This is a genomic window from Streptomyces sp. R33 (assembly GCF_041200175.1).
Lineage (GTDB): Bacteria > Actinomycetota > Actinomycetes > Streptomycetales > Streptomycetaceae > Streptomyces > Streptomyces katrae_B.
Genome location: NZ_CP165727.1, coordinates 668,505 through 687,566 on the forward strand (window position 1 = coordinate 668,505; position 19,062 = coordinate 687,566).

Here is a 19,062-nt window from a genome sequence, read left to right on the forward strand (position 1 = left end):
CCGGACGCCGTGCAGGGCTGCCCCGCCCCGCGACCGGGTCAGTCGGTCCACACGTCCCACCACTGCTGTGACTGGAAGTTCTTCTGCCACAACTGGACGCGGGCGCCGTTCCCCAGGACGTTCGCGTCACGGTCCATGACGATGTTGCCGCCGCCGTAGAAGCGGGCGTTGTAGAGGGCACGGTCGCCCGAGGGGTGCGACCAGCTCTGCTGCGGGGTGTTGTTGCAGTCCCAGATCTGCACCTTGGTGCCGTTGTTGCCACCCCCGTTGAGGTCCGCGTCCAGGCACTTGCCGGGGAAGCGGTAGCTCTCGAGCGCGCCGTTGTTCCAGAGGTACCAGCGTTGCTGGTTGGAGCCGTTGCACTGCCAGACCTGGACGACCGTGCCGTTGCCGCCGCCGTTCGCGTCGACGTCCAGGCACTGGGTGGTGGGACGTTTGGCGAAGTCGTTGGTGATCCGAACGGCCTGGTTCAGCAATCGCTGCGGCGCCGCGGCCGTCGCACCCTGCGGCTGCGCGGTCCAGTACACCGGGCGGGGCGCCGCCTCGGCCCCGGCGGCGGCGGGTCCTTCGGCCGCGCCGGCACCGGGCGTTGCCGCCAGTACGGTGGCGAAGGCGACAGCAGTGACCGCGGTCCATCGTGTGATACGGGGCATGACCTCTCCTACCTCATCGGGCGTACAAGGGCCGTGCGGCGGCACACCGAAGACGCACCGGTGAAGTGCGTGCCGGTGCGTGGCCGTGCCGGGACGTAGCTCAACACAGCCCGGCGCGGTCGCGTCAGAGTGCCGATCCGGCCAGCGGGCGTGCGCACCGCCCCCCTCGACCTGATCGGCATGACCGCCGGGCACGGGGGGGCGTGCCCGCAGCCGGTCGGGAGCTGCCGGAGCGGCCGACTCGGCAGCCGGCCGCCTCCTTTCAGCTCGCGGCGGCCGGAGAGGAGCCACCGGGTACCAGGAGGCGGGGTTCGCCCGTGCCGTCCGCCGGGACCGACCAGATACCGGCGGCGCGTCCTTCGCCTCCCGGGAGGGCGTAGCCGACGGTCCCGTCGTCCAGCCAGGCCGCCTGGTCGTCGACGCTGTGCATCTCCGCGAGCGGGTGTTCGCGCAGGTCCGCCAGGTCCAGGACGTACAGCCGCCAGGGTGCGGCGGGGTCGTCGGAGACCTTCTTCTTGAAGGCGATGCGGGTGTTGTCCGGTGACAGGGACGGGCATTCGACGTTCTCGCGCAGAGCCTTCGCCGACCAGGCGTGCAGGTCCCCCTCGACGAGGTGGGTGCGGCTCTTGGTCGAGACCGTGGCGTAGAAGCGGTTGTCGTCCCGGGCGAAGGTCACTCCCCAGTAGTTGACGTCGGGCGCGTGGTAGCGGGTCCCGTCGATGGTCAGCGGGATCTCCTCCATCGACTTGATCAGGTAGCCGGTGCGCAGGTCGAGGATCGAGGTCCGGGTGGAGAAGCCGGTCGTGGCGTACGAGTCGCCGATCGCGAAGGCCGTCCAGGACAGCACGTTGCCCGAGGCCGAGACGCGGGCCCGGTTGGGGATGCCGGGTACCGTCAGGCGTTCGACCTCGCGCAGCTGCCGGTCCAGTACGAGGGCCTGGGTGCGGGCCGGGATGCCGGGCAGCTTGCGCAGGCACAGGGCGCGCTCCCCCGCGGCGTAGAAGCGCTCGCAGGCCGGGCCCCCCGTGGCGGGCGGCCCGCCGGTGCCGCTGCGGCGGGCGATCCGCCCGGTGGCCGAGTCCCGGTAGTAGAGCCCGGGTTCGGCCAGGCTGAACGATCCGTCTGCGGCGGCAGGCGGCAGATCGCGGTGCCTGGCGTGCAGTACGTAGCCCAGGGAGCCGCCCCCGAGCAGCAGGACGGCGAACACGACGAGGGCGAGCCGGCGGAGCTGAGAGGGGCGGTGGTTCACGGTGCCTCCGGTGTGTCGAGGGCGGGTGCGGCGGCGGGCAGAATGCGCCAGGCGGCCGCGAGCGCCCCCGCCAGGGTGAGCGCCGCTGCCCACAGGGCGGGCTCCTGCCCCCAGAACGTCCAGGCGGCCCCGAAACCCGCGGCGCCCAGCAGCCGGGCCAGCGCCTGGCCGGTCTGGAGCACCGCGAGCCCGCCGGCGCGGCGGTGCGCAGGCAGTAGGGGGCCGGCCAGCGCCATCAGTACCCCGTCGGTGGAGGCGTAGAAGACGGCGAGGAGTGCCAGCACCGCGGCCACGGCCGGCCAGGCCACCGGGAGCAACAGGACGGCGTACGCGCCGAGCAGCGCGGCGTGTCCGGCCAGGAACGGCAGCCGGCGCCCGACGCGGTCGGCGATCCGGCCGGCCGGGACGGCGAGCAGCAGGTATCCGGCGGCGGCGCCGAGCGGCAGCAGCGGGAACAGGGCGGGCGGCAGGTCGAGGCCGCGCTGCAGGAGCAGGTAGAGGAAGGAGTCGCCGATGGTGGCGGCTCCGAGCAGGGAGGCGGCGTACAGGATCCGGCGGAAGGCGGGATCACGAAGTGCCGCGTGCTGGAGTGGTCTCGGCCGGAGCCGTGGGGCGGGAGCGGCCGAGGGGACGTACAGGACGAGCAGGAGCACGCCGAGCAGGCCCGTGCAGAAGCTGACGGCGAACACCGCGTCGTAGGCGTCGGCGGTCGCCCAGAGCACGGCGAACGCGGCGAGGGGGCCCAGCAGCGCGCCGGTGGTGTCCATGGCGCGGTGCACGCCGAACGCCCGGCCCGGTGACTCCGGCGGGCCGCTGAGCGAGATCAGCGCGTCGCGCGGGGCGGTGCGCACGCCCTTGCCGAGACGGTCGGCGGCGAGCGAGGCGGCGATCCCCGCGGTGGCGCCGCCGGCGAGGAGCAGCCCGAGCCGGGAGAGGGCGGAGAGCAGGTAGCCCGCGCCGGCGACCCTCTTGTGGCGGCCGCCGCGGTCGGCGAGCCGGCCGCCGAGGAGCCGCACGAGGGCGGTGGCTCCGTTGAACACACCGTCCAGGAAACCGAATTGGAGCGGCGAGAGGCCGAGCCCCAGGACGAGGTAGAGCGGCAGCACGGCCGTGACCATCTCGGAGGAGACGTCGGTGACGAGGCTGACGGCGCCCAGCGCGATGACGGTGGCGGGGACGCGCCGCCGGGCCCCGTGGGGGCGGGGCGGCGCGTCCGGGCGGCCGGTGTTGGCCAGGTACATCAGTGGCAGCTGTACTTCGGGCCGGTGTCCTTGACCGACCCGTCCGCGGCGACGTAGGTCCAGCTGTAGCCCGAGTCCGTGAAGTCGAGCTTGAGGACCCCGTACTGGCCGCTGATGCGCTTCTGGCTGTTGGGCTGCACCTGCTCGATCGGGTAGGGCTCGGCGCCTCCCATGCCGCCGACGATCTCGACGATCCCGTCGGCGGCCGCCTTGCCGTCGGGGTTCTGCGGGGCGAACCGTTCGTAGTGGTGGTCGTGTCCGTTCAGGACCAGGTCGGCCTTGGCGCCGTAGAGGATCTTCCACACGGGCTTGGAGACGGGGTCGTTGCCGTGTCCGCCCGAGGAGTACAGCGGGTGGTGCCAGTAGGCGGCGATGCACTTCTTGCCGTTGGCGGCGAGGTCGGCCTTGAGCCAGTCGATCTGGGCGGCTTGGTCGAAGGCGTTGGAGTCGAGGGCGACGAAGTGCCAGTTGCCCTCGTCGAAGCTGTAGTAGCTCTTGCCCTGCGGGTAGGCGATGTTCCCGAAGTACGCCTTGTATCCGGCGAGGGAGCCGGCCGGGTCGTACGTCTCGTGGTTGCCGGGTACGGGGTGGGTCTTGGCCTTGAAGGCGCCCCAGCTCTTGTCGTAGTAGGCGCGGAAGTCGGCGATCCGGGCGTCGTCGTACTGGTTGTCGCCCATCGTCAGGTAGAACTTCGGGTCGATCTGCCGGGCCAGGGCGGCGGTCTTCGGGTGCGCGCAGCCGCTGTCGGACGCCGTGCACTGGGCGGCGATGTCACCGGCGGCAACGACCGTGAAGGCGCCACCGCCGGGGGGCGGACCGCCCTCCACGGTGCCGTACACCTCGGCTTCGAAGAGGGAGTAGCCGTACGCCGTGCCGCGCGCGGTGCCGTACACGCGCAGGTACCTGCCCTTGCCGGAGAGCCCGGCGAGGTCGTCGGTGCCGCCGTTGCCGGCCTTCTCCTCGGCGATCCCGGTCCAGTTCGTGCCGTCGGCGGAGACCTCGACGCGGTAAGCCTTGGCGTAGGCGGCCTCCCAGGTCAGCTTGACGCGGGAGACGGTGGCGGCGGCCCCCAGGTCGACGCGGATCCACTGCGGGTCCTTGCCCTCGACGCTGGCCCAGCGGGTCGAGGCGGAGCCGTCGAAGGCGTTGGCGGCGCCGAGGGAGGAGCTCTCCGTGGAGGAGGCGGTGGCGGGCTTGCCGCGCGAGATGAGCGGGTCGGCGGCGGCCCCGGCCCGGCCGGGCCAGGCGAGGAGGAGGCCGGCGACGAGCGAGAGTACGGCGACCACGGCCGCGAGGAGGAGGGCAGGTCGAAGTCGGCCGCTTGATGTGGGGGGTGGGGTGGAGGCGTACAGGTGCATGCCTGGACTCCTTGGCTGGGAAACGGCGAGAGCTGGACACCGGTGCGGAGAGCGCCGCCCCCGGACCATGGGGGCGAACAGGGGACAGCGTCACGGCGGCCGGGTCAGAACTCTCGCTGAGCACGTCATGTCCATGACATCGAACACCGCGCCAAGCCGCCGTCGGGGAGCGTAGCGGATAGGAAAGTTTCCTACCAGTGGTTCAACGCGACTGTCGGCAGGCGTGGATGGGGGCCACGGCGGCACGGGCGGGGGCCTCCCCCGGTCGGTGTCCGACCGGGACCACCCGTGAGGTCAGGGGCGGTCCAAGGCCCAGGTCTGCAAGGCGTAGGGCCGCCCCTTCTCGTCGCCTTCGATCAACGGGAGGTCGAGCAGGCGGAAGCCAGCCTTCACGGCGACCGCAACGCTGGCGGCGTTTTCGGCCTCCAGCTCGAGGATCACCTGGTCCACGCCCAGCTGCTCGAAGGCATACGCGGCCATCACGCGCACTGCCCGTGGGGCCAGTCCCCGGCCGCGGTGGGCCGGTCCGACCGCGTAGCCGAGTTCCGTGCCCTCGGGGGCGCGCCGCAGCATCACCTCGCCGAGGGGTTCGTGACCGTCGACGGTGATGGCGAGCAGGATGACCGCGCCTTCGGCCCGCATCCTCCGGTCCCGTTCCAGCCGTGCCCGGGCTGCCGCTTCGTCGAAGGGCGAGACGATGGGCGTCCAGTACGCGACGTCGGGGTCGTCGAACAGCGCGGGCATGGCGGCCAGGTCCCCTTCCGTCCAGTCGCGCAGGACGAGGCCCTCTCCGGCCAGTTCCATGCGATCGGGAAAGGACGACGTGGTGCTGCTCATGGCGGGGTGGCCTCCCTGGTCGATTGCCGACTGGGCAGGATATCCGCGGAGCAATCGGCTCCGCTCTGCTCCGGGCTCCGCAAACCTGTTGGCGGACCACGGCGACCACTGCTACTTTTCCGGAGGCCGTGCGAGAGAACGAGGAGGTGGTACCCGTGAACGCAGTATCGACATGGGTGCTCCCCTCCGGGGTCACGGTCGGGCGATAGGTCGTCCGGGAGCGCCGTTCAGAGCACTCCCGAAAGGCACGACCATGCAGTTCACTTCCGAGCAGCGCCTCGACGACGGCGTCCTCGAACGCGAATTCACCCTCGGCGAGATCCCCGGCACCCTGTGGACGCCCGAATCCGCCGCACCGGCCCCGCTGATCCTCATGGCCCACAACAACGGCCTGCCCAAGGCGGCATCCCGGCTGGTGGCCCGGGCCCGGAAAACCGCGGCGTTCGGCTACGCGGTGGCCGCCATCGACGCCGCCGGGTGCGGTGACCGGCCCCGTTCCGCCGCCGATGAGCAGGCCCGCGCCGACCTCCGCCGGGCGATGCAGGCCGGCGAGCCGGTCGACGAGATCTTCGAGTCCTTCATCGGCCCGCTGGTCGAAAAGGCGGTCCCGGATTGGCGGACCACCCTGGACGCCCTCCTTGCCCTGCCCGAGATCGGCGGCCCGGTCGGGTACTCGGGGTGGACAGCCGTCGGCATTCGGCTGGCGGTGGTCGAGCCGCGCATCGCGGCCGCCGGCTTCTTCGCCGGAGGTTACGTGCCCCGCGCCCAGCGCGAGGAAGCCCGACAGGTCACCATTCCGCTGCTGTTCCTGCTGCAGTGGGACGACGAAGGGAACCCCCGTCAGCGGGCCCTCGACCTGTTCGACGCCTTCGGCAGCAAGGAGAAGACCCTGCACGCCAATCTGGGCGGACACGTCGGCACCCCGTGGTTCGAGGTGGAGGACGGGGGCCGGTTCTACGACCGGCACCTGAAGTGAGCGGCGGCAGGCACGAGCACGCACGCCGCCTCTCGTACCTCCGGGAAGAGGTGTCACACCTCCGGAAAGACCGGGGCGATCCCGAGCGCCGGGGCGATGGCCTGCCAGATCGTCGATCGGGCCGTGGCAAGGTCGACCCGGGGGTCGTCCAGCATCAGGCGGATACCGAGGCCGTCGCACAGCGCCAGGACCAGCGTGCTGACCGCGGCGACGTCGCATTCGGTGAACTCGCCCGATCCGATGCCCCGTTCCACGGCTCCCCCGACCCAGGTGTGGAGCTGGTCGTACAGGTCCACGGCGAGGTGACGGGCCGTCTGGTCGCGCTGTGCGCGCACCCACAACTCCTGCCAGAGCTTCCAGTCCTGACGCAGATCCGCGTCGCTCGGCAGCATGCTGCGCAGGATACGGGCCAGGACGACCGTGGCCGGAGCCGTGTCGCCGCCGTCCTCCGTATCCGTGCCGGTCTGGGCGAAGGAGTGCGTCATGGCCTCCGCGAAGAGCTTCTCGCGGGTGTCGAAGTGGTAGTGCAGCAGCGCCTTCGAAACCCCGGCGTGTTCGGCGACCTTGCGCATGCTGACGTTTTCGAAGCCGATCTCGGCGATGACTTCGCACGCGGCCTTGAGGATGCGCTCGCGCGTCTCCAGTGCACGCTCGGCCTTGGTCACGTTGGCTACTCCCCGTGTCGGCGCCTGCAGGGCGGGTGGGTGGTCGGGCCTGGCTGCCGGCCGCCAGACCCTCATCCTCGCGCATCACGCCCCCTCGCACCGGCCGTCGGGGCGCACCGGGTCAGCGGTAGGTGTGGAAGCCCCGGCCCGTCTTGCGGCCGAGCAGGCCCGCGTCCACCATCCGGGCCAGCAGCGGCGGCGTGGCGTACAGCGGCTCCCGGTACTCCGCGTACATCGACCGTGCGATGGCCTGTACGGTGTCCAGCCCGATGAGGTCGGCCAGCGCGAGCGGCCCGAGCGGGTGGGCGCAGCCGAGGGTCATGCCCCGGTCGATGTCCTCGGGGGAGGCGGCCCGGGACTCCGCCATCCGCACCGCGGCCAGCAAGTACGGCACGAGGAGCGCGTTCACGATGAATCCGGCCCGGTCCTGGGCGCGGACGACGTGCTTGCCCAGGACCTCGGAGGCGAAGGCGTGGGCGCGCCGGGCGGTCCCCTCGTCGGTGAGCAGCGAGGGCACGAGCTCGACCAGGGGGAGCACCGGGACGGGATTGAAGAAGTGGAGGCCGACCACCTGGCCGGGTCGCGCGGTGGCGGCCGCCAGCCGGATGACGGGTATGGAAGAGGTGTTCGTGGCCAACACGGCGTCCCGGCGCTCCACCACCCGGTCGAGCCGGGCGAACACCTCCAGCTTCGCCCGCTCGTCCTCCGCCACGGCCTCGACCACCAGGTCCCGGTCCGCCATCAGGGCCATGTCCGTGGTCATGGTGATCCGGCCGGCCGCGGCGTCCCGTTCGGCCGTGGTCAGCTTCCCGGTGTCCGCAGCGCGCGCCAGGGAACGCATGATCCGCTGCAGGCCGGCGTCGGCGGCCGCCGTGCTCGTCTCCGCCACCACGACGTCGCGGCCCGCGCGGGCGCAGACCTCGGCGATGCCGGATCCCATCAGGCCGCAGCCCACGATCCCGACACGTTCCACATCGGTCATCGGTTCTCCGTTCACATGCAGGATTGGTGCCGTACGCGGCGGCGGTCCCGGCCCCGAACCGGGGCCGGGACCGCCTTACGGTCACACGGAGGACGGCATGTGCAGCACGCCCGTGCCGCGCTTGACCAGTTCACCCGCGATGATCAGGCGCTGGATCTCGGAGGTGCCCTCCCAGATCCGGTCGACGCGCAGTTCGCGGTAGAGCCGCTCCACGGGGTACGAGCGGTCGTAGCCGCGCCCGCCGAAGATCTGCAGGCAGCGGTCGATGACGCGGCCGGAGGCCTCGCTCGCCGCCAGCTTCGCGATGGCCGCCTTGGCGTGCAGCGTCTTGCGGTCGGTGCGGCCCTCGTCGACCTCCCAGGCGACCTGGTGGGTGTAGGCGCGGTTGACGGCGATGTCGACCGCGCAGTCGGCGAGCATGCCCTGGACCAGCTGGAAGTCGGCGATGGGCGAGCCGAACTGGCGGCGCTCCACCGCCCAGTTGCGGGCGAGCTCCAGGGCCCGTTCGGCGGCGCCGATCGTCCGGGCGGCGATCATCAGCCGTTCCTCGGTGAACCAGGAGCGCGTGATGTCGTAGCCGTGGCCCACCTCCCCCAGCACGGCGTCCTCGGGCACTCGCACGTCGGTGAAGGTGAACTCGGGGTGCTCGTAGACGAAGGTGTGCATCCAGCGCGGGACCCGGGTCATCTCGATGCCCGGGGTCTCCTTGTCCACGAGGAACAGGGTCGGGGCGCCCTCCTCCCCGGCGGCGGCGAGCACGATCATGAAGTCCGCGTGGTCGCCGACGGTGACGAACCACTTCTCGCCGTTGAGTACCCAGCCGCCGTCGGTCCGCGTCGCCGTGGTGCGCAGGCTCTGCGGGTCCGAGCCCGCCTCGGGTTCGCTCACCGCGTAGCAGTCGCGGCGCTGCCCCCGGATGACGGGGACGAGGTAGCGCTCCCGCTGCTCGGGCGTGCAGAAGGACAGGGCGTTGGCCGGGCGCCACACCATGTCCCACAGTGCGCCGGTCAGCCGTCCGAGCTCCGCCTGGACCGTGACCTGTTCCAGGATGGTGAGCCCGGCGCCGCCCCATTCCTCCGGCATGTTGACGGCCTGCAGGCCGCTGTCGAGGACGGCGTCGCGGATCTCGGTGTGGGCGTGCGGGGGCAGGCCGTTGTTCTCCTCGCAGTCGAGCTCGTACTTCATGATGAACTCGGTGAGCGCGCGCGCCGAGCTCTTGAGCTCTTCCTGACGGGGGGTGAGGCGGAAGTCCATGTCACTCCTCTTCGATCGTTGAATGGCGGTGCGGTACGGGGGTCAGGCGCCGGGCAGAGCGAGGGCCCGGGTGCCGCGCTTGACGAGCTCGTTGGCGATGATCAGGCGCTGGATCTCGGAGGTGCCCTCCCAGATCCGGTCGACGCGCAGTTCGCGGTACATGCGCTCGACGGGGTACGAGCGGTCGTAGCCGCGCCCGCCGAAGATCTGTACGCAGCGGTCGATGACCCGCCCGGCGGCCTCGCTCGCCGCGAGCTTCGCCGTCGACGCCTTGGCGTGCAGGGTCTTGCGGTCGGTGTGGGGCTGGTCGGCCTCCCAGGCGACCTGGTGGGTGTAGGCCCGGTTGACGGCGATGTCGACCGCGCAGTCGGCGAGCATGCCCTGGACCAGCTGGAAGTCGGCGATGGGCGAGCCGAACTGGCGGCGCTCCACCGCCCAGTTGCGGGCGAGCTCCAGGGCCCGTTCGGCGGCGCCGACGGTCCGGGCGGCGATCATCAGCCGCTCGTCGGTGAACCATTCCTTGGTCAGCTCGTAGCCGTCGCCCACGCCGCCGAGCACGTCCTCGTCGGGGACGAAGACGTCGGTGAAGGTGAACTCGGGGTGCCCGTTCACCGCGGAGTGCATGAACCGGGGGACCCGGGTCATCCGGACGCCTTCCGCCTGCTTGTCCACGAAGAAGAGCGTCGCGGCCCGCTCCGGGCCCGCGTCGGCCTGCACCAGCAGGAAGTCGGCGATGTCTCCGCAGGTCACGAACCACTTCTCGCCGTTCAGCAGCCAGCCGCCGTCGGTACGGGTCGCCGTACTGGTGCACGAGCCCGGGTCGGAGCCCGCGCCGGGCTCGGTCACGGCGAACGCGTCGAACCGCTCGCCCCGGATGACGGGGAGCAGGTACTTCTCCCGCTGCGCCTCGGTCCCGTGGGCGAGGACGTTCGCGGGCCGCCAGGGGATGTCCCACAGGCAGTTGGTGACCTTGCCGAACTCCTCCTCGACGATGACCTGGTCCAGCAGGGAGAGCCCGGCCCCGCCCCATTCGGCGGGCATGTTGATGGCGTAGACGCCCGCCTCGATGGCTTCGCGGGTCAGCTCGCGGACGGTCTCGGCGGGCAGCGGGCCGCCGGCCTCCTCGGACTGGTCCTCGTACCTCATCAGGAGCCACGTGTAGGCGGCGGCGCGGGCCTTGAGGTCGGCCTGCTCGGGTGTGTAGCGGAAGTCCATGGTGTCCTCCGGGACGCGAAGGGGTGAGAGGGGTGAGCGGGGTGAGCGGGGGTACGGCGGCGCTCAGAGCAGGACGGCCCGCGCGTCCAGGGCGACGGCCCCGTCCGGGCGCACCAGCAGCGGGTTGACCTCGAGCTCGGCGATCTCCGGGTGCGCGGCGGCGACCGTGGTGATGCGTTCGACCACGGCGGCCGCCGCGGCCACGTCCACGGCCGGCCGACCGCGTACGCCCGCCAGCAGGGCGGCAGTCCGCAGGCCGCGGAGCAGCTCCTCGGCCCGCCGGGCCGGTACGGGCACGAGCGCGAAGGCGACGTCGCGCAGGGTTTCGGTGAGGACCCCGCCGAGCCCGACCAGGGCCACCGGCCCGAACCGCGGATCGCGGTTCACGCCCACGATCAGCTCGATGCCGTCCGTCAGGTCGGCCATCGCCTCGACGGAGTACGAGGAGGCACCGAGCCGGGCGTGCATCTCCCGGTAAGCGGCGAGGAGTTCGTCCCGGCCGGCCAGCCGCAGCGCGACGCCGCCCGCGTCGGACTTGTGCAGGAGGTGCAGGGCCTTCAGGACGTACGGGCCCTCGAACTCCGCTGCTGCGGCCAGCAGTCCGGCCTCGTCGGTGATCTCGCGAGCGGGCGGGAACGGTACGCCGGCGGAGTCGAGCAGCGCCCGCACCCCGTGGTACCCCGTGTCCCGCAGCGGCGCGGCGGGCGCCGGCAGCGCGGGGAGCCCGGGCCTGCCCGCGGTCCCCCGGGCGGTCATCGCCGCCAGCGCGCGGGCGGCGTCCTCGGTCGCGGCGAACACCGGTACCCCGGCCCCGGCCAGCACCCGGCAGCTCGGCGACTGCGGGTACATCGACTGCACGACCAGGGGCTTCGGCGCGGCCGCGAGGTGCGTGACGATCGCGCGGGCGGCCTGCTGCTCGCCCTGCGCGAGCACGGAGCCGCCGGCCGAGCCGCCGCCCAGGCCGCCGTCGGAGGCGGCGTACCCCCCGAAGTAGCCGGTCATCAGGACGGCGTCGACCTCGTCGGCGGCGAGCAGCTCCGCGACCGTATCGGCGTACGAGAGGGGGTTCTGCTCGCCCATCCCGGCCAGGTCGACCGGGTTGCCGACCGCGGACTGCTCCCACAGCACGGCCCGCAGCCGCTCCCGTGCCCGCGCGCCGAGTTCCGGCACGTCGAGCCCGGCGTCCTCGGCGGCGTCGGCCGCGATGGCGCCGTGGCCGCCGCCGTCGGTGAAGACGGCGGTACGGCGGCCGCTCGTACGGGGTCCCGCGCTCAGCGCGGCGAGGACGACCGTCATCTCCCGTGGAGTGTGCACGAGTTCCACCCCGGCGTCGCGGCAGGCGGCGGCCACCACGTCGGCCGAGGTGGTGAGCGCCCCGGTGTGCGACTGGGCGCTGCGCGCGGAGGCGGTGCCCCGGCCCGCGGTGAGCAGGACGACCGGCTTGCCCGCCGCCGCGGCGGCCCGCGCGAAGGCCCTGCCGTCGCCGAAGTCCTCGGCGTACACGGCGATCGCCGAGGTGGCCTCGTGGCGGGCGCAGTCCTCGACGAGGTCGACGAGGGTGACGTCGGCCTGGTTGCCGAGGGAGACGAACCGGGAGAAGCCCAGACCGTGCGGCGCGCCGCGGAGCTGGAGTTCGAGCGCGAGGTTGCCGCTCTGGCTCAGCAGGGCCACGCCGCCCGGAGCGAAGCGGTCTGAGGCGAGGTACAGCTCGGTCGTGTTGTCGGCGATGCCGAGGCAGTTGGGGCCGACGAGCACGGCGCCGGCGGCCTGGACGCGGGCGGCGACCGCCCGCTGCCGGGCCAGTCCCGCAGGTCCGGCTTCCGCGAAGCCGGCGGTGATGCCGACGATCGCCTTTGCGCCGCAGGCCAGGGCGTCGTCGACGGCGGCCTCGAAGCCGGCGCCGGGAACGGAGATCACCACCAGCTCGACGGGTTCGCCGATGGCGGCGAGGGAGGGGGCCGCGGTCCGGCCTAGGACGGTGCCGCCGCGCCGGTTCACCAGGTGGACGGGCCTGCGGTCGGGGGCACGCAGGGCCTGGGAGGCCACGGCGTGGCCGTACTTCGCCGGGTCGTCGCTGGCTCCGACGACGGCGACGGAACCCGGGTCGAAGAGGGCGGTCAGGTCGCGTCCCATGTCACTTCTCCAATCGGAGGGCGGCGTTGGGGCAGCTGTCGGCGCAGGCGCGCGCAGCTTCCTCCGCTGCGGGCTCGACGGCGAGGGCGATGAGCTTCGCGTAGCCCCATTCGTCGAGCTCGACGAGCTCGGGGGCGTGTTCCTGGCACAGTCCGTAGCCCTGGCAGCGGGTGGAGTCCAGCAGGAGTTTCACGGCGTTCCTTTCGGCGCGGACAGCGCGATACGGGCGGAGGGCTCGGCGGAGACCTCCGGTACGGCGACGGCGAGGCGTCCGGGGCCGCCCGCGGCGAGGTCGGCGGCGCAGGCGGGGCATGCCGCGCCGAGGTGGGAGGGGAGGGTGTGGGGGAAGGCGCGCAGGAGGCTGCCGGCGGTGCCCGCGGCGGCGTCGAGGAGGCCGCATGCGCCGCGCCCGGGCAGGCCCTGTGCCCAGCGGGTCAGGTTCGCGAGGGTGTCGGGGCCGGCCGTGCCCGTGGCGAGCGCCCTCAGGGCGTCGTGCACGGCCGCGGTGCCGGTGACGCAGACACCGCACTGCCGGGCGCTCTCGGCCGCGAGGTGGCCGACGGCTTCGGTGGCGGCGGTCACCGGGCAGGTACCGGCGGCGAGGAAGCGGATCGCTCCGCAGCCCAGTGCGGTGCCCGCCGCGGCGAGCGCACCGGGCTCGAGGGGGAGGTCCAGGCCCTGGGCGTCGACGAGTCCCCCGAACAGCCCGCCCATCAGGGCCCCGGCGGCGTCAGGGATGCCGTGGGCGGCTGCGAGGGTGCGCAGGGGGACGCCGTAGGGGATTTCAGTGAGCAGCGGGGTGCCGCTCCCGCCGGACAGCGTCACCAGGGTGGAGCGGGCGACCCGCCGCCGCAGTCCGGGCCGGGCGGCGGTCAGGGCGATGCGGGCGAGCGTCTCGACGTTGGAGACGAGGGTGGGCGCGCCGCCGACGCCGCGCTCGAAGGGGCGGGGAGGCTTGGCCGTGGGCAGGGCCGGGCCGCCGTCGATCCTGCGGACGACCGCGGATTCCTCGCCGGCCACGTAGGTGTGATCGGTCTCGACGACCTCGATGGGCAGGGGCGGCGGGTGCTCGGCCAGGGCCCGGCGTACTCGGGCCCCCGCTTCCGGGTCGGAGAGGTAGACGTAGCCGCGTGCGGCCCCGGTCATCGCGGCGGCGCGGGCGAGGCCGTCGAGCACCAGGTGGGGCCGGGCCCGGAGCAGCCAGCGGTCCTTGACCGAGCCCGGTTCGCCCTCCTCGCCGTTGGCGACCACGACCGGGACGGCGCCGCCCTCGCGGACGGCGCGCAGTTTGACGGCGACCGGGAATCCGGCCCCGCCGCGGCCGCGCAGGCCGGAGGCTTCGAGGTGGTGCAGCAGTTCGTCGGGGTGGGTGGTGGCGCTCCGGTAACCGCCGGTGGCGCGGTACGCGCCGGCGCTTTCCGTCACGTCCGGTCGCGCTCCGAGTACGGAGTCCGGCGGCTGCGCCGTCGGGAGTCGGATCGTGGTCATCGGCTGCCTCCTGTCCAGGTGGGGGTCCGCAGGGTGCGTACGGCGCTCTCGAGCGCGGCACGGTCCGCGGCGGTGCGGCCGTATCCGGTGCCCGGGAGGCCGATGAGCATGCGGTGGTGGTCGAGGACCACCTCCGCGGCGAGCAGGGCGGCCGCCCGGTCGCCCGGTCGTGAGCCCTCGGCCACGGAGGTCACCAGCTCGGTGACCTCGGCCAGGTAGCGGAGCCAGCCGTGCCGGCTGCCCCGCAGGACCAGCCGCTCCACGCGCCGCCGCTCGGCGGCTGCCAGTTCCGCGGCCGGCGCCGGAGCCTGCGGTGGGGGCGACGGTGAAGACGAAGCCGGGGACGGGGCGCGCAGAGCGGCGACCGCCACGGGCAGTTCCCGCTCCGGTTCGGGGGTGAGGCCGAGCCAGTCCAGACGCCGACGACCGCTCATACGTGCCTCCGGGAGGGGTGGGGTGCCGGGACGGGCCGGTGCGCCGGCGGCGGGCGGGGCGTGAGGGGAAGCCCGGGGCTCGCCGAGGGGGACGCCGAGTCGTGCGGCGGAACGGGGGGTGCGGGCCCGGGCGGATGCCGGGGCGGGCAGGCTGCTTCCGGCGCGGGGAACAGGGCGGATGCACGGTGGCGCCGGACCAGCGACGGATGACGCGTTGACTGACCGATCGGTCAGCGATAGCAAATACGCTAGCTGACCGATCGGTCAGCCCACAAGTCTTGACCCGGCGGAAATCAGCCAGCAATCTGGCTGTCCAATCGGTCAGCGAGGTCGCGGCGTCCGCCGTACCTCCCCCTGCCCGCAGCTGGGTCGCCTCGACACGATCGCTGACAGCGATCGCCGACACCGATCGCCGCACGTACGGCAAGGAGTCACCCGATGCAGCACAGAGCACCCGAAACACGGATCGGCCCGCCCGGCCAGGACTCCCCCGGGCCCGCCCTGTCAGCCCGCTACTACACCGATCCCGGGACGGGCGCCGCGGAGATGCGGCACGTCTTCGGCAAGTCCTGGCAGGTCGTCTGCCACGAGTCCGACCTCCCGGGCCCGGGGGCCCGGCTCGCCGCCACGGTCGCGGACCGCGAGGTACTCGTCGTCCGCACCGAGGACGGCGGCCTGGCCGCCCACCTCAACGTGTGCCGCCACCGTGGAACGCGCTTGGTGACCGCCCCGGAACCGGCCGGCAAGGCGATCCGCTGCCCGTACCACGGCTGGACCTACCGGCTCGACGGAAGCCTGGTCGGCGCCCCGGAGGCACGGCAGATCCCCTGCCTCGACAAGCCGAGCCTCGCCCTGTTCCCGGCCCGCGTCGAGTCCTTCCTCGGCTTCGTCTTCGCCAACCTCGACCTCGACGCCGTACCGCTGGCGAAGAGTTGCGCGGGGCTCGCCGAGGCGGTCGGCCACTACGCCGGAGCCGATCTGGTCCCGGTCGGCCGCGCCCGTATCCACGACCTGGCGGGCGCCGAGGTACAGGAAGCCAACTGGAAGGTGGCGGTCGACAACTACCTTGAGGGCTACCACGTCCCGGTGGCCCACCCCGGGCTGATGCGGCTGCTCGACTACCAGGGCTACACCTGCGACATCGAGGAGTCCTACGCCCTGTTCACCTCGCCGCTGCGGGACAAGCCCTCCTCCAACTGGCCCGAACGCCTCTACCAGCGCATCGCCGCCCCGATGCCGGGCCTCGCCGAGGCCGACCGCAGGGTCTGGCGGTACGCGGTGATCTACCCGAACACCCTCATCGACTTCTACCCGGACCATGTGCTGGCCTGGACCGCGATCCCGACGGCGGTGGACCGGGTGGCGGTACCCGGCGCGTTCTACACCCGCCGCGGCACGAGCCTGCGCACCCGGCTGGCCCGGCGCCTGAACATCCACATCGGGTGGATCACCAATGACGAGGACGCCGAGCTGGTCGCCCGCGTCCAGAAGGGACTTTCCACCCCCGGGTTCGAGCCCGGACCCCTGTCGCGGCGCGAGTCGGCGGTCGGTTGGTTCGCCGGCCGCATCCGGGCCGACCTCGACGCCGCCGAACTGTGAGCCGCTCCCACTGAAGCGCGCCGTCCGCGCGGGCACCACGGCACGACCGCGCCCCCGCACGGCCGCCCCCGCCGCTGTTCCCTTCCCGCCGTCCCCCACGGCAGCGGGCCCCTACGGAGAGGACCCCGATGTCCCCCGAGGCACTTCCCCTGACCAGACGCTCCTTCCTCCGCGCAGGCACCACCGCGGCCCTCGCCCTCACTGCGGCCGGCTGCGGGTTCGCGTCCGACGACGACCCGGCCGGAGCAGCGGCCGCGCACGCCCCGATCGACGTCAAGGTCGACGGCGACCTCGTCTACTTCAACTGGGCCGACTTCGTCGATCCGGCCGTCTTCGAAGGCTTCCAGAAGGAGTACGGGGTCAAGGTCGTCCAGTCCAACTTCGACTCGATGGAGGGCATGGCCGCCAAACTCAACGCCGGCAACCGCTACGACATCATCTTCCCCACGGCGAAGTGGGCGCAGCGCCTCGCCGCGGGCGGCAGGCTGCGCACGATCGACCACAGCCGGCTGAAGAACGCCGAGGCGGTGTTCGGCGGTTACGGCTACTTCGCCGACCCCTGGTACGACCCCGGCTCCGCGCACACGGTCCCCTTCACCATGTACAAGACCGGCATCGGATGGCGCCGCGACCGTCTCGGGGACCTCACCGGCTCCTGGAGCGACCTGTGGAACGAGCAGGCCAAGGGCAAGGTCTTCGTACTCGACGACCGGGACGAGGTGCTCGGCATGGGCGCGCTCAAGCTCGGGCTCGGCCTGTCCACCGGCGACCCGGCCGAGCTCGACCGCGTCACCGACACCCTGCGCTCGCTCCGCCCCCGGCTGCGCGGCTTCTCCAGCGACAGCTACAACAACCTGCTCAACGGCAACGCCGACATGACGCAGGCCTGGAGCGGGGACATGGCCGCGATGCTCGCCCAGGCCGAGGACCCCTCGGTCTTCGGCTTCGAGGTCGCCCGGGAGGGCGCCCCCGTCAACTCCGACTGCTACGCCATACCCGCCACCGCCCAGCACCCCGGCACGGCGATGCTCTTCATCGACTACATGCTCCGCCCGGAGAACGTGAAGAAGAACATCGAGTACATCGGCTACCCGATGCCGGTGCGCGGCACCGAGGACACCTACGCCGCGCTCGTGGAGCCGTTCCCCCAGTGCCTGGTGACCGCCGACGACCTGGGAGCCGACCTCTTCTTCCGCAACGGCACCGCGGCGGACGAGCGGGCCCGTGACGCCGCCTGGACCGACGTGAAGGCCGGCTGACATGACACGACGCACACCATCCGGCGCGACCCGTCCGGACCGGGGGCCGTCCGCGTCGGGGGCGCGCTTGTGGACCTGGCTCATGCTCCCCGGCACCCTGTGGATGACCGGCTTCCTGCTCGCCTCCCTCGTCCTGGTGGCCACCCTCGCGTTCGGCACCACCGACCCGCTGGGAAACCCGCGCTTCGGGCTCAACTTCGACAACATCGCCACGTTGGCCGACCCGGCGTACAGCACCGTCCTGCTGCGCTCCCTCGGCTACGCGCTCGTCACCTGCGCGATCTGCCTGGCCGTCGCCTATCCGGTCGCGTACACCATCGCGCTGCACGGCGGGCGCTTCAAGAACGCGCTGATCGCGGCCATCGTCGTCCCCTTCTTCGCCAACTACCTGGTACGGATGTACGGCTGGTCCGTCGTCCTCTCCGACGACGGACCGCTGCTGCGGGCCCTGCGGGCGGCCGGCATCGCCGGCGACGACACCAAGATCCTTCAGACCGGCGCGGGCGTCATCGCCGGCCTCGTCTACGGGTTCGTCGTATTCATGATCATCCCGCTGTACGCGGCCCTGGAACGCATGGACACCTCGCTCATCGAGGCCGGACGCGACCTCTACGGCGGCCCCTTGAGGACCTTCCTCTTCGTCACCGTGCCCGCCACCCGGCAGGGTGCCGCCGCCGGATGCGTCCTCGTCTTCCTGCCCGCCATGGGCGACTTCGTCAGCGCCCAGCTGATGGGAGGACCCGACCAGATCATGATCGGCAACCTGATCCAGGACAAGTTCTTCCAGGGCCAGAACTGGCCGCTCGGCTCGGCCCTGACCATGCTGCTGATGGCGGTCCTGTTCCTCGGGATGCTCGGCTACCTGCGGCGCACCCGCAAGGACGAGGCGGAGGCCGCCCGATGACACGACGCGCCGAGCGACGACCCCGCTTCGCGATCGCGGTCACCGTGGTCTTCTTCGCGCTCCTCTACCTTCCCGTGGGCGTCGTCGTCCTGTTCTCCTTCAACGCACAGAAGTCCCTGACCGTCTTCGAGGGGCTCAGCCTGCGCTGGTACGAGGCCTTCTTCCACGACGACGTACTGCTCGACTCGCTCGGCATGAGCCTGCAGGTCTCCCTGGTCGCCATGGCGGGCTCGCTGGTCCTGGGCGTGGCCCTCGCGCTCGGGCTGGTGCGCGCGCGCAGCCGGCTCGGCTCGTTCGCCGGCCTGGTCATGCTCGTCCCGCTGATCACCCCGGAGATCGTCACCGGCGTCGCGGCGATGCTCCTCTTCAAGGGCACGGGCGTCACGCTGTCCACCGGCACGGTGATGCTCGCCGAGATCACTTTCTCCATCTCGTACGTGACGGTCATCCTGCGCTCCCGCATCGCCGCCCTGAACCCCGAGGTGGAAGAGGCGGCGATGGACCTCGGCGCCACCCGCCGGCAGGCACTGCGCCTGGTGACCCTGCCCGCGCTGCTCCCCAGCATCCTGGCCTCGGCCGTCCTGATCTTCGCCCTCGTCTTCGACGACTTCGTCCTCGCCTACTTCACCACCGGCGTCGATCCGCAGCCGCTGTCCGTACGCATCTACTCGGCGATCAGGTTCGGCGTGCAGCCCACCATCAACGCCGTCGGCACCCTGATGCTCCTCGGCTCCGTGGCGCTCATCGTCCTCGCCCTCTCCATCCCGCGCCTGTTCGGCCGCCGTGGCGGCCTCGATCTGCTCTCCGGGAAGTGA

18 protein-coding genes are annotated in these 19,062 nt (G+C 72.4%); 5 read left to right on the forward strand and 13 right to left on the reverse strand.

Features of this window, described 5'->3' with window-relative positions:
* Window positions 1-38 precede the first annotated feature (38 nt).
* The 5 genes from AB5J51_RS03440 to AB5J51_RS03460 form a co-directional block, all read right to left on the reverse strand.
* Window positions 39-653 (reverse strand): RICIN domain-containing protein, encoded by a 615-nt coding sequence (locus AB5J51_RS03440; RefSeq protein WP_136226595.1) that lies wholly within the window; start codon window positions 651-653, stop codon window positions 39-41.
* A gap of 262 nt (window positions 654-915) precedes the next feature.
* On the reverse strand, window positions 916-1,902 hold the full coding sequence (locus tag AB5J51_RS03445; RefSeq protein WP_369776775.1) for a TolB family protein: 987 nt from the start codon (window positions 1,900-1,902) through the stop codon (window positions 916-918).
* A complete protein-coding gene (locus tag AB5J51_RS03450; protein WP_369776776.1) occupies window positions 1,899-3,143 on the reverse strand; it encodes an MFS transporter in 1,245 nt (414 codons plus the stop codon). Before AB5J51_RS03450 ends, AB5J51_RS03445 begins: the two co-directional genes overlap by 4 nt.
* A complete protein-coding gene (locus AB5J51_RS03455) occupies window positions 3,143-4,501 on the reverse strand; it encodes a discoidin domain-containing protein (protein ID WP_369776778.1) in 1,359 nt (452 codons plus the stop codon). Before AB5J51_RS03455 ends, AB5J51_RS03450 begins: the two co-directional genes overlap by 1 nt.
* Before the next feature lie 294 nt (window positions 4,502-4,795).
* On the reverse strand, window positions 4,796-5,338 hold the full coding sequence (locus tag AB5J51_RS03460) for a GNAT family N-acetyltransferase (RefSeq protein ID WP_133895638.1): 543 nt from the start codon (window positions 5,336-5,338) through the stop codon (window positions 4,796-4,798).
* A 253-nt stretch (window positions 5,339-5,591) separates the two neighbouring features.
* Between AB5J51_RS03460 and AB5J51_RS03465 the strand changes: the two genes are divergently transcribed.
* Entirely contained in the window at window positions 5,592-6,314 is a 723-nt protein-coding gene (locus AB5J51_RS03465; protein ID WP_136226590.1) for a dienelactone hydrolase family protein, read from the forward strand.
* Window positions 6,315-6,367: 53 nt separating this feature from the next.
* On the opposite strand, the gene AB5J51_RS03470 is transcribed toward AB5J51_RS03465, so the two are convergent.
* The 8 genes from AB5J51_RS03470 to AB5J51_RS03505 form a co-directional block, all read right to left on the reverse strand.
* A complete protein-coding gene (locus AB5J51_RS03470; RefSeq protein ID WP_369776781.1) occupies window positions 6,368-6,979 on the reverse strand; it encodes a TetR/AcrR family transcriptional regulator in 612 nt (203 codons plus the stop codon).
* A 121-nt stretch (window positions 6,980-7,100) separates the two neighbouring features.
* Window positions 7,101-7,961, reverse strand: coding sequence for a 3-hydroxybutyryl-CoA dehydrogenase (locus AB5J51_RS03475; protein ID WP_369776782.1), 861 nt, complete (start codon window positions 7,959-7,961; stop codon window positions 7,101-7,103).
* Between the two features lie 81 nt (window positions 7,962-8,042).
* Complete coding sequence (locus AB5J51_RS03480; RefSeq protein WP_369776784.1) at window positions 8,043-9,215, reverse strand: acyl-CoA dehydrogenase family protein; 1,173 nt, start codon at window positions 9,213-9,215, stop codon at window positions 8,043-8,045.
* A 42-nt stretch (window positions 9,216-9,257) separates the two neighbouring features.
* On the reverse strand, window positions 9,258-10,430 hold the full coding sequence (locus AB5J51_RS03485) for an acyl-CoA dehydrogenase family protein (protein WP_369776785.1): 1,173 nt from the start codon (window positions 10,428-10,430) through the stop codon (window positions 9,258-9,260).
* 63 nt (window positions 10,431-10,493) lie between these two features.
* The gene (locus AB5J51_RS03490) at window positions 10,494-12,563 is read right to left on the reverse strand and encodes an acetate--CoA ligase family protein (protein WP_369776787.1); all 2,070 of its coding nucleotides are present in this window, start codon (window positions 12,561-12,563) and stop codon (window positions 10,494-10,496) included.
* Between the two features lies 1 nt (window position 12,564).
* Complete coding sequence (locus AB5J51_RS03495) at window positions 12,565-12,756, reverse strand: ferredoxin (protein ID WP_053787955.1); 192 nt, start codon at window positions 12,754-12,756, stop codon at window positions 12,565-12,567.
* On the reverse strand, window positions 12,753-14,051 hold the full coding sequence (locus AB5J51_RS03500) for an NADH-ubiquinone oxidoreductase-F iron-sulfur binding region domain-containing protein (RefSeq protein ID WP_369776788.1): 1,299 nt from the start codon (window positions 14,049-14,051) through the stop codon (window positions 12,753-12,755). The genes AB5J51_RS03495 and AB5J51_RS03500 overlap by 4 nt, the downstream gene beginning before the upstream one ends.
* A complete protein-coding gene (locus AB5J51_RS03505) occupies window positions 14,048-14,485 on the reverse strand; it encodes a hypothetical protein (RefSeq protein WP_369776790.1) in 438 nt (145 codons plus the stop codon). Before AB5J51_RS03505 ends, AB5J51_RS03500 begins: the two co-directional genes overlap by 4 nt.
* 438 nt (window positions 14,486-14,923) lie before the next feature.
* Here AB5J51_RS03505 and AB5J51_RS03510 point away from each other — a divergent pair, with 438 nt between their 5' ends.
* The 4 genes from AB5J51_RS03510 to AB5J51_RS03525 all read left to right on the forward strand — a co-directional run bounded on the left by AB5J51_RS03510 (window position 14,924) and on the right by AB5J51_RS03525 (window position 19,062).
* Window positions 14,924-16,084 carry an aromatic ring-hydroxylating dioxygenase subunit alpha gene (locus AB5J51_RS03510; protein WP_369776791.1) on the forward strand — a complete coding sequence of 387 codons (1,161 nt, stop codon included), beginning with the start codon at window positions 14,924-14,926 and terminating at the stop codon, window positions 16,082-16,084.
* Between the two features lie 128 nt (window positions 16,085-16,212).
* Window positions 16,213-17,343, forward strand: coding sequence for a spermidine/putrescine ABC transporter substrate-binding protein (locus tag AB5J51_RS03515; protein ID WP_369776792.1), 1,131 nt, complete (start codon window positions 16,213-16,215; stop codon window positions 17,341-17,343).
* A gap of 82 nt (window positions 17,344-17,425) precedes the next feature.
* The gene (locus AB5J51_RS03520; protein ID WP_369776794.1) at window positions 17,426-18,247 is read left to right on the forward strand and encodes an ABC transporter permease; all 822 of its coding nucleotides are present in this window, start codon (window positions 17,426-17,428) and stop codon (window positions 18,245-18,247) included.
* On the forward strand, window positions 18,244-19,062 hold the full coding sequence (locus AB5J51_RS03525) for an ABC transporter permease (protein WP_369776795.1): 819 nt from the start codon (window positions 18,244-18,246) through the stop codon (window positions 19,060-19,062). The genes AB5J51_RS03520 and AB5J51_RS03525 overlap by 4 nt, the downstream gene beginning before the upstream one ends.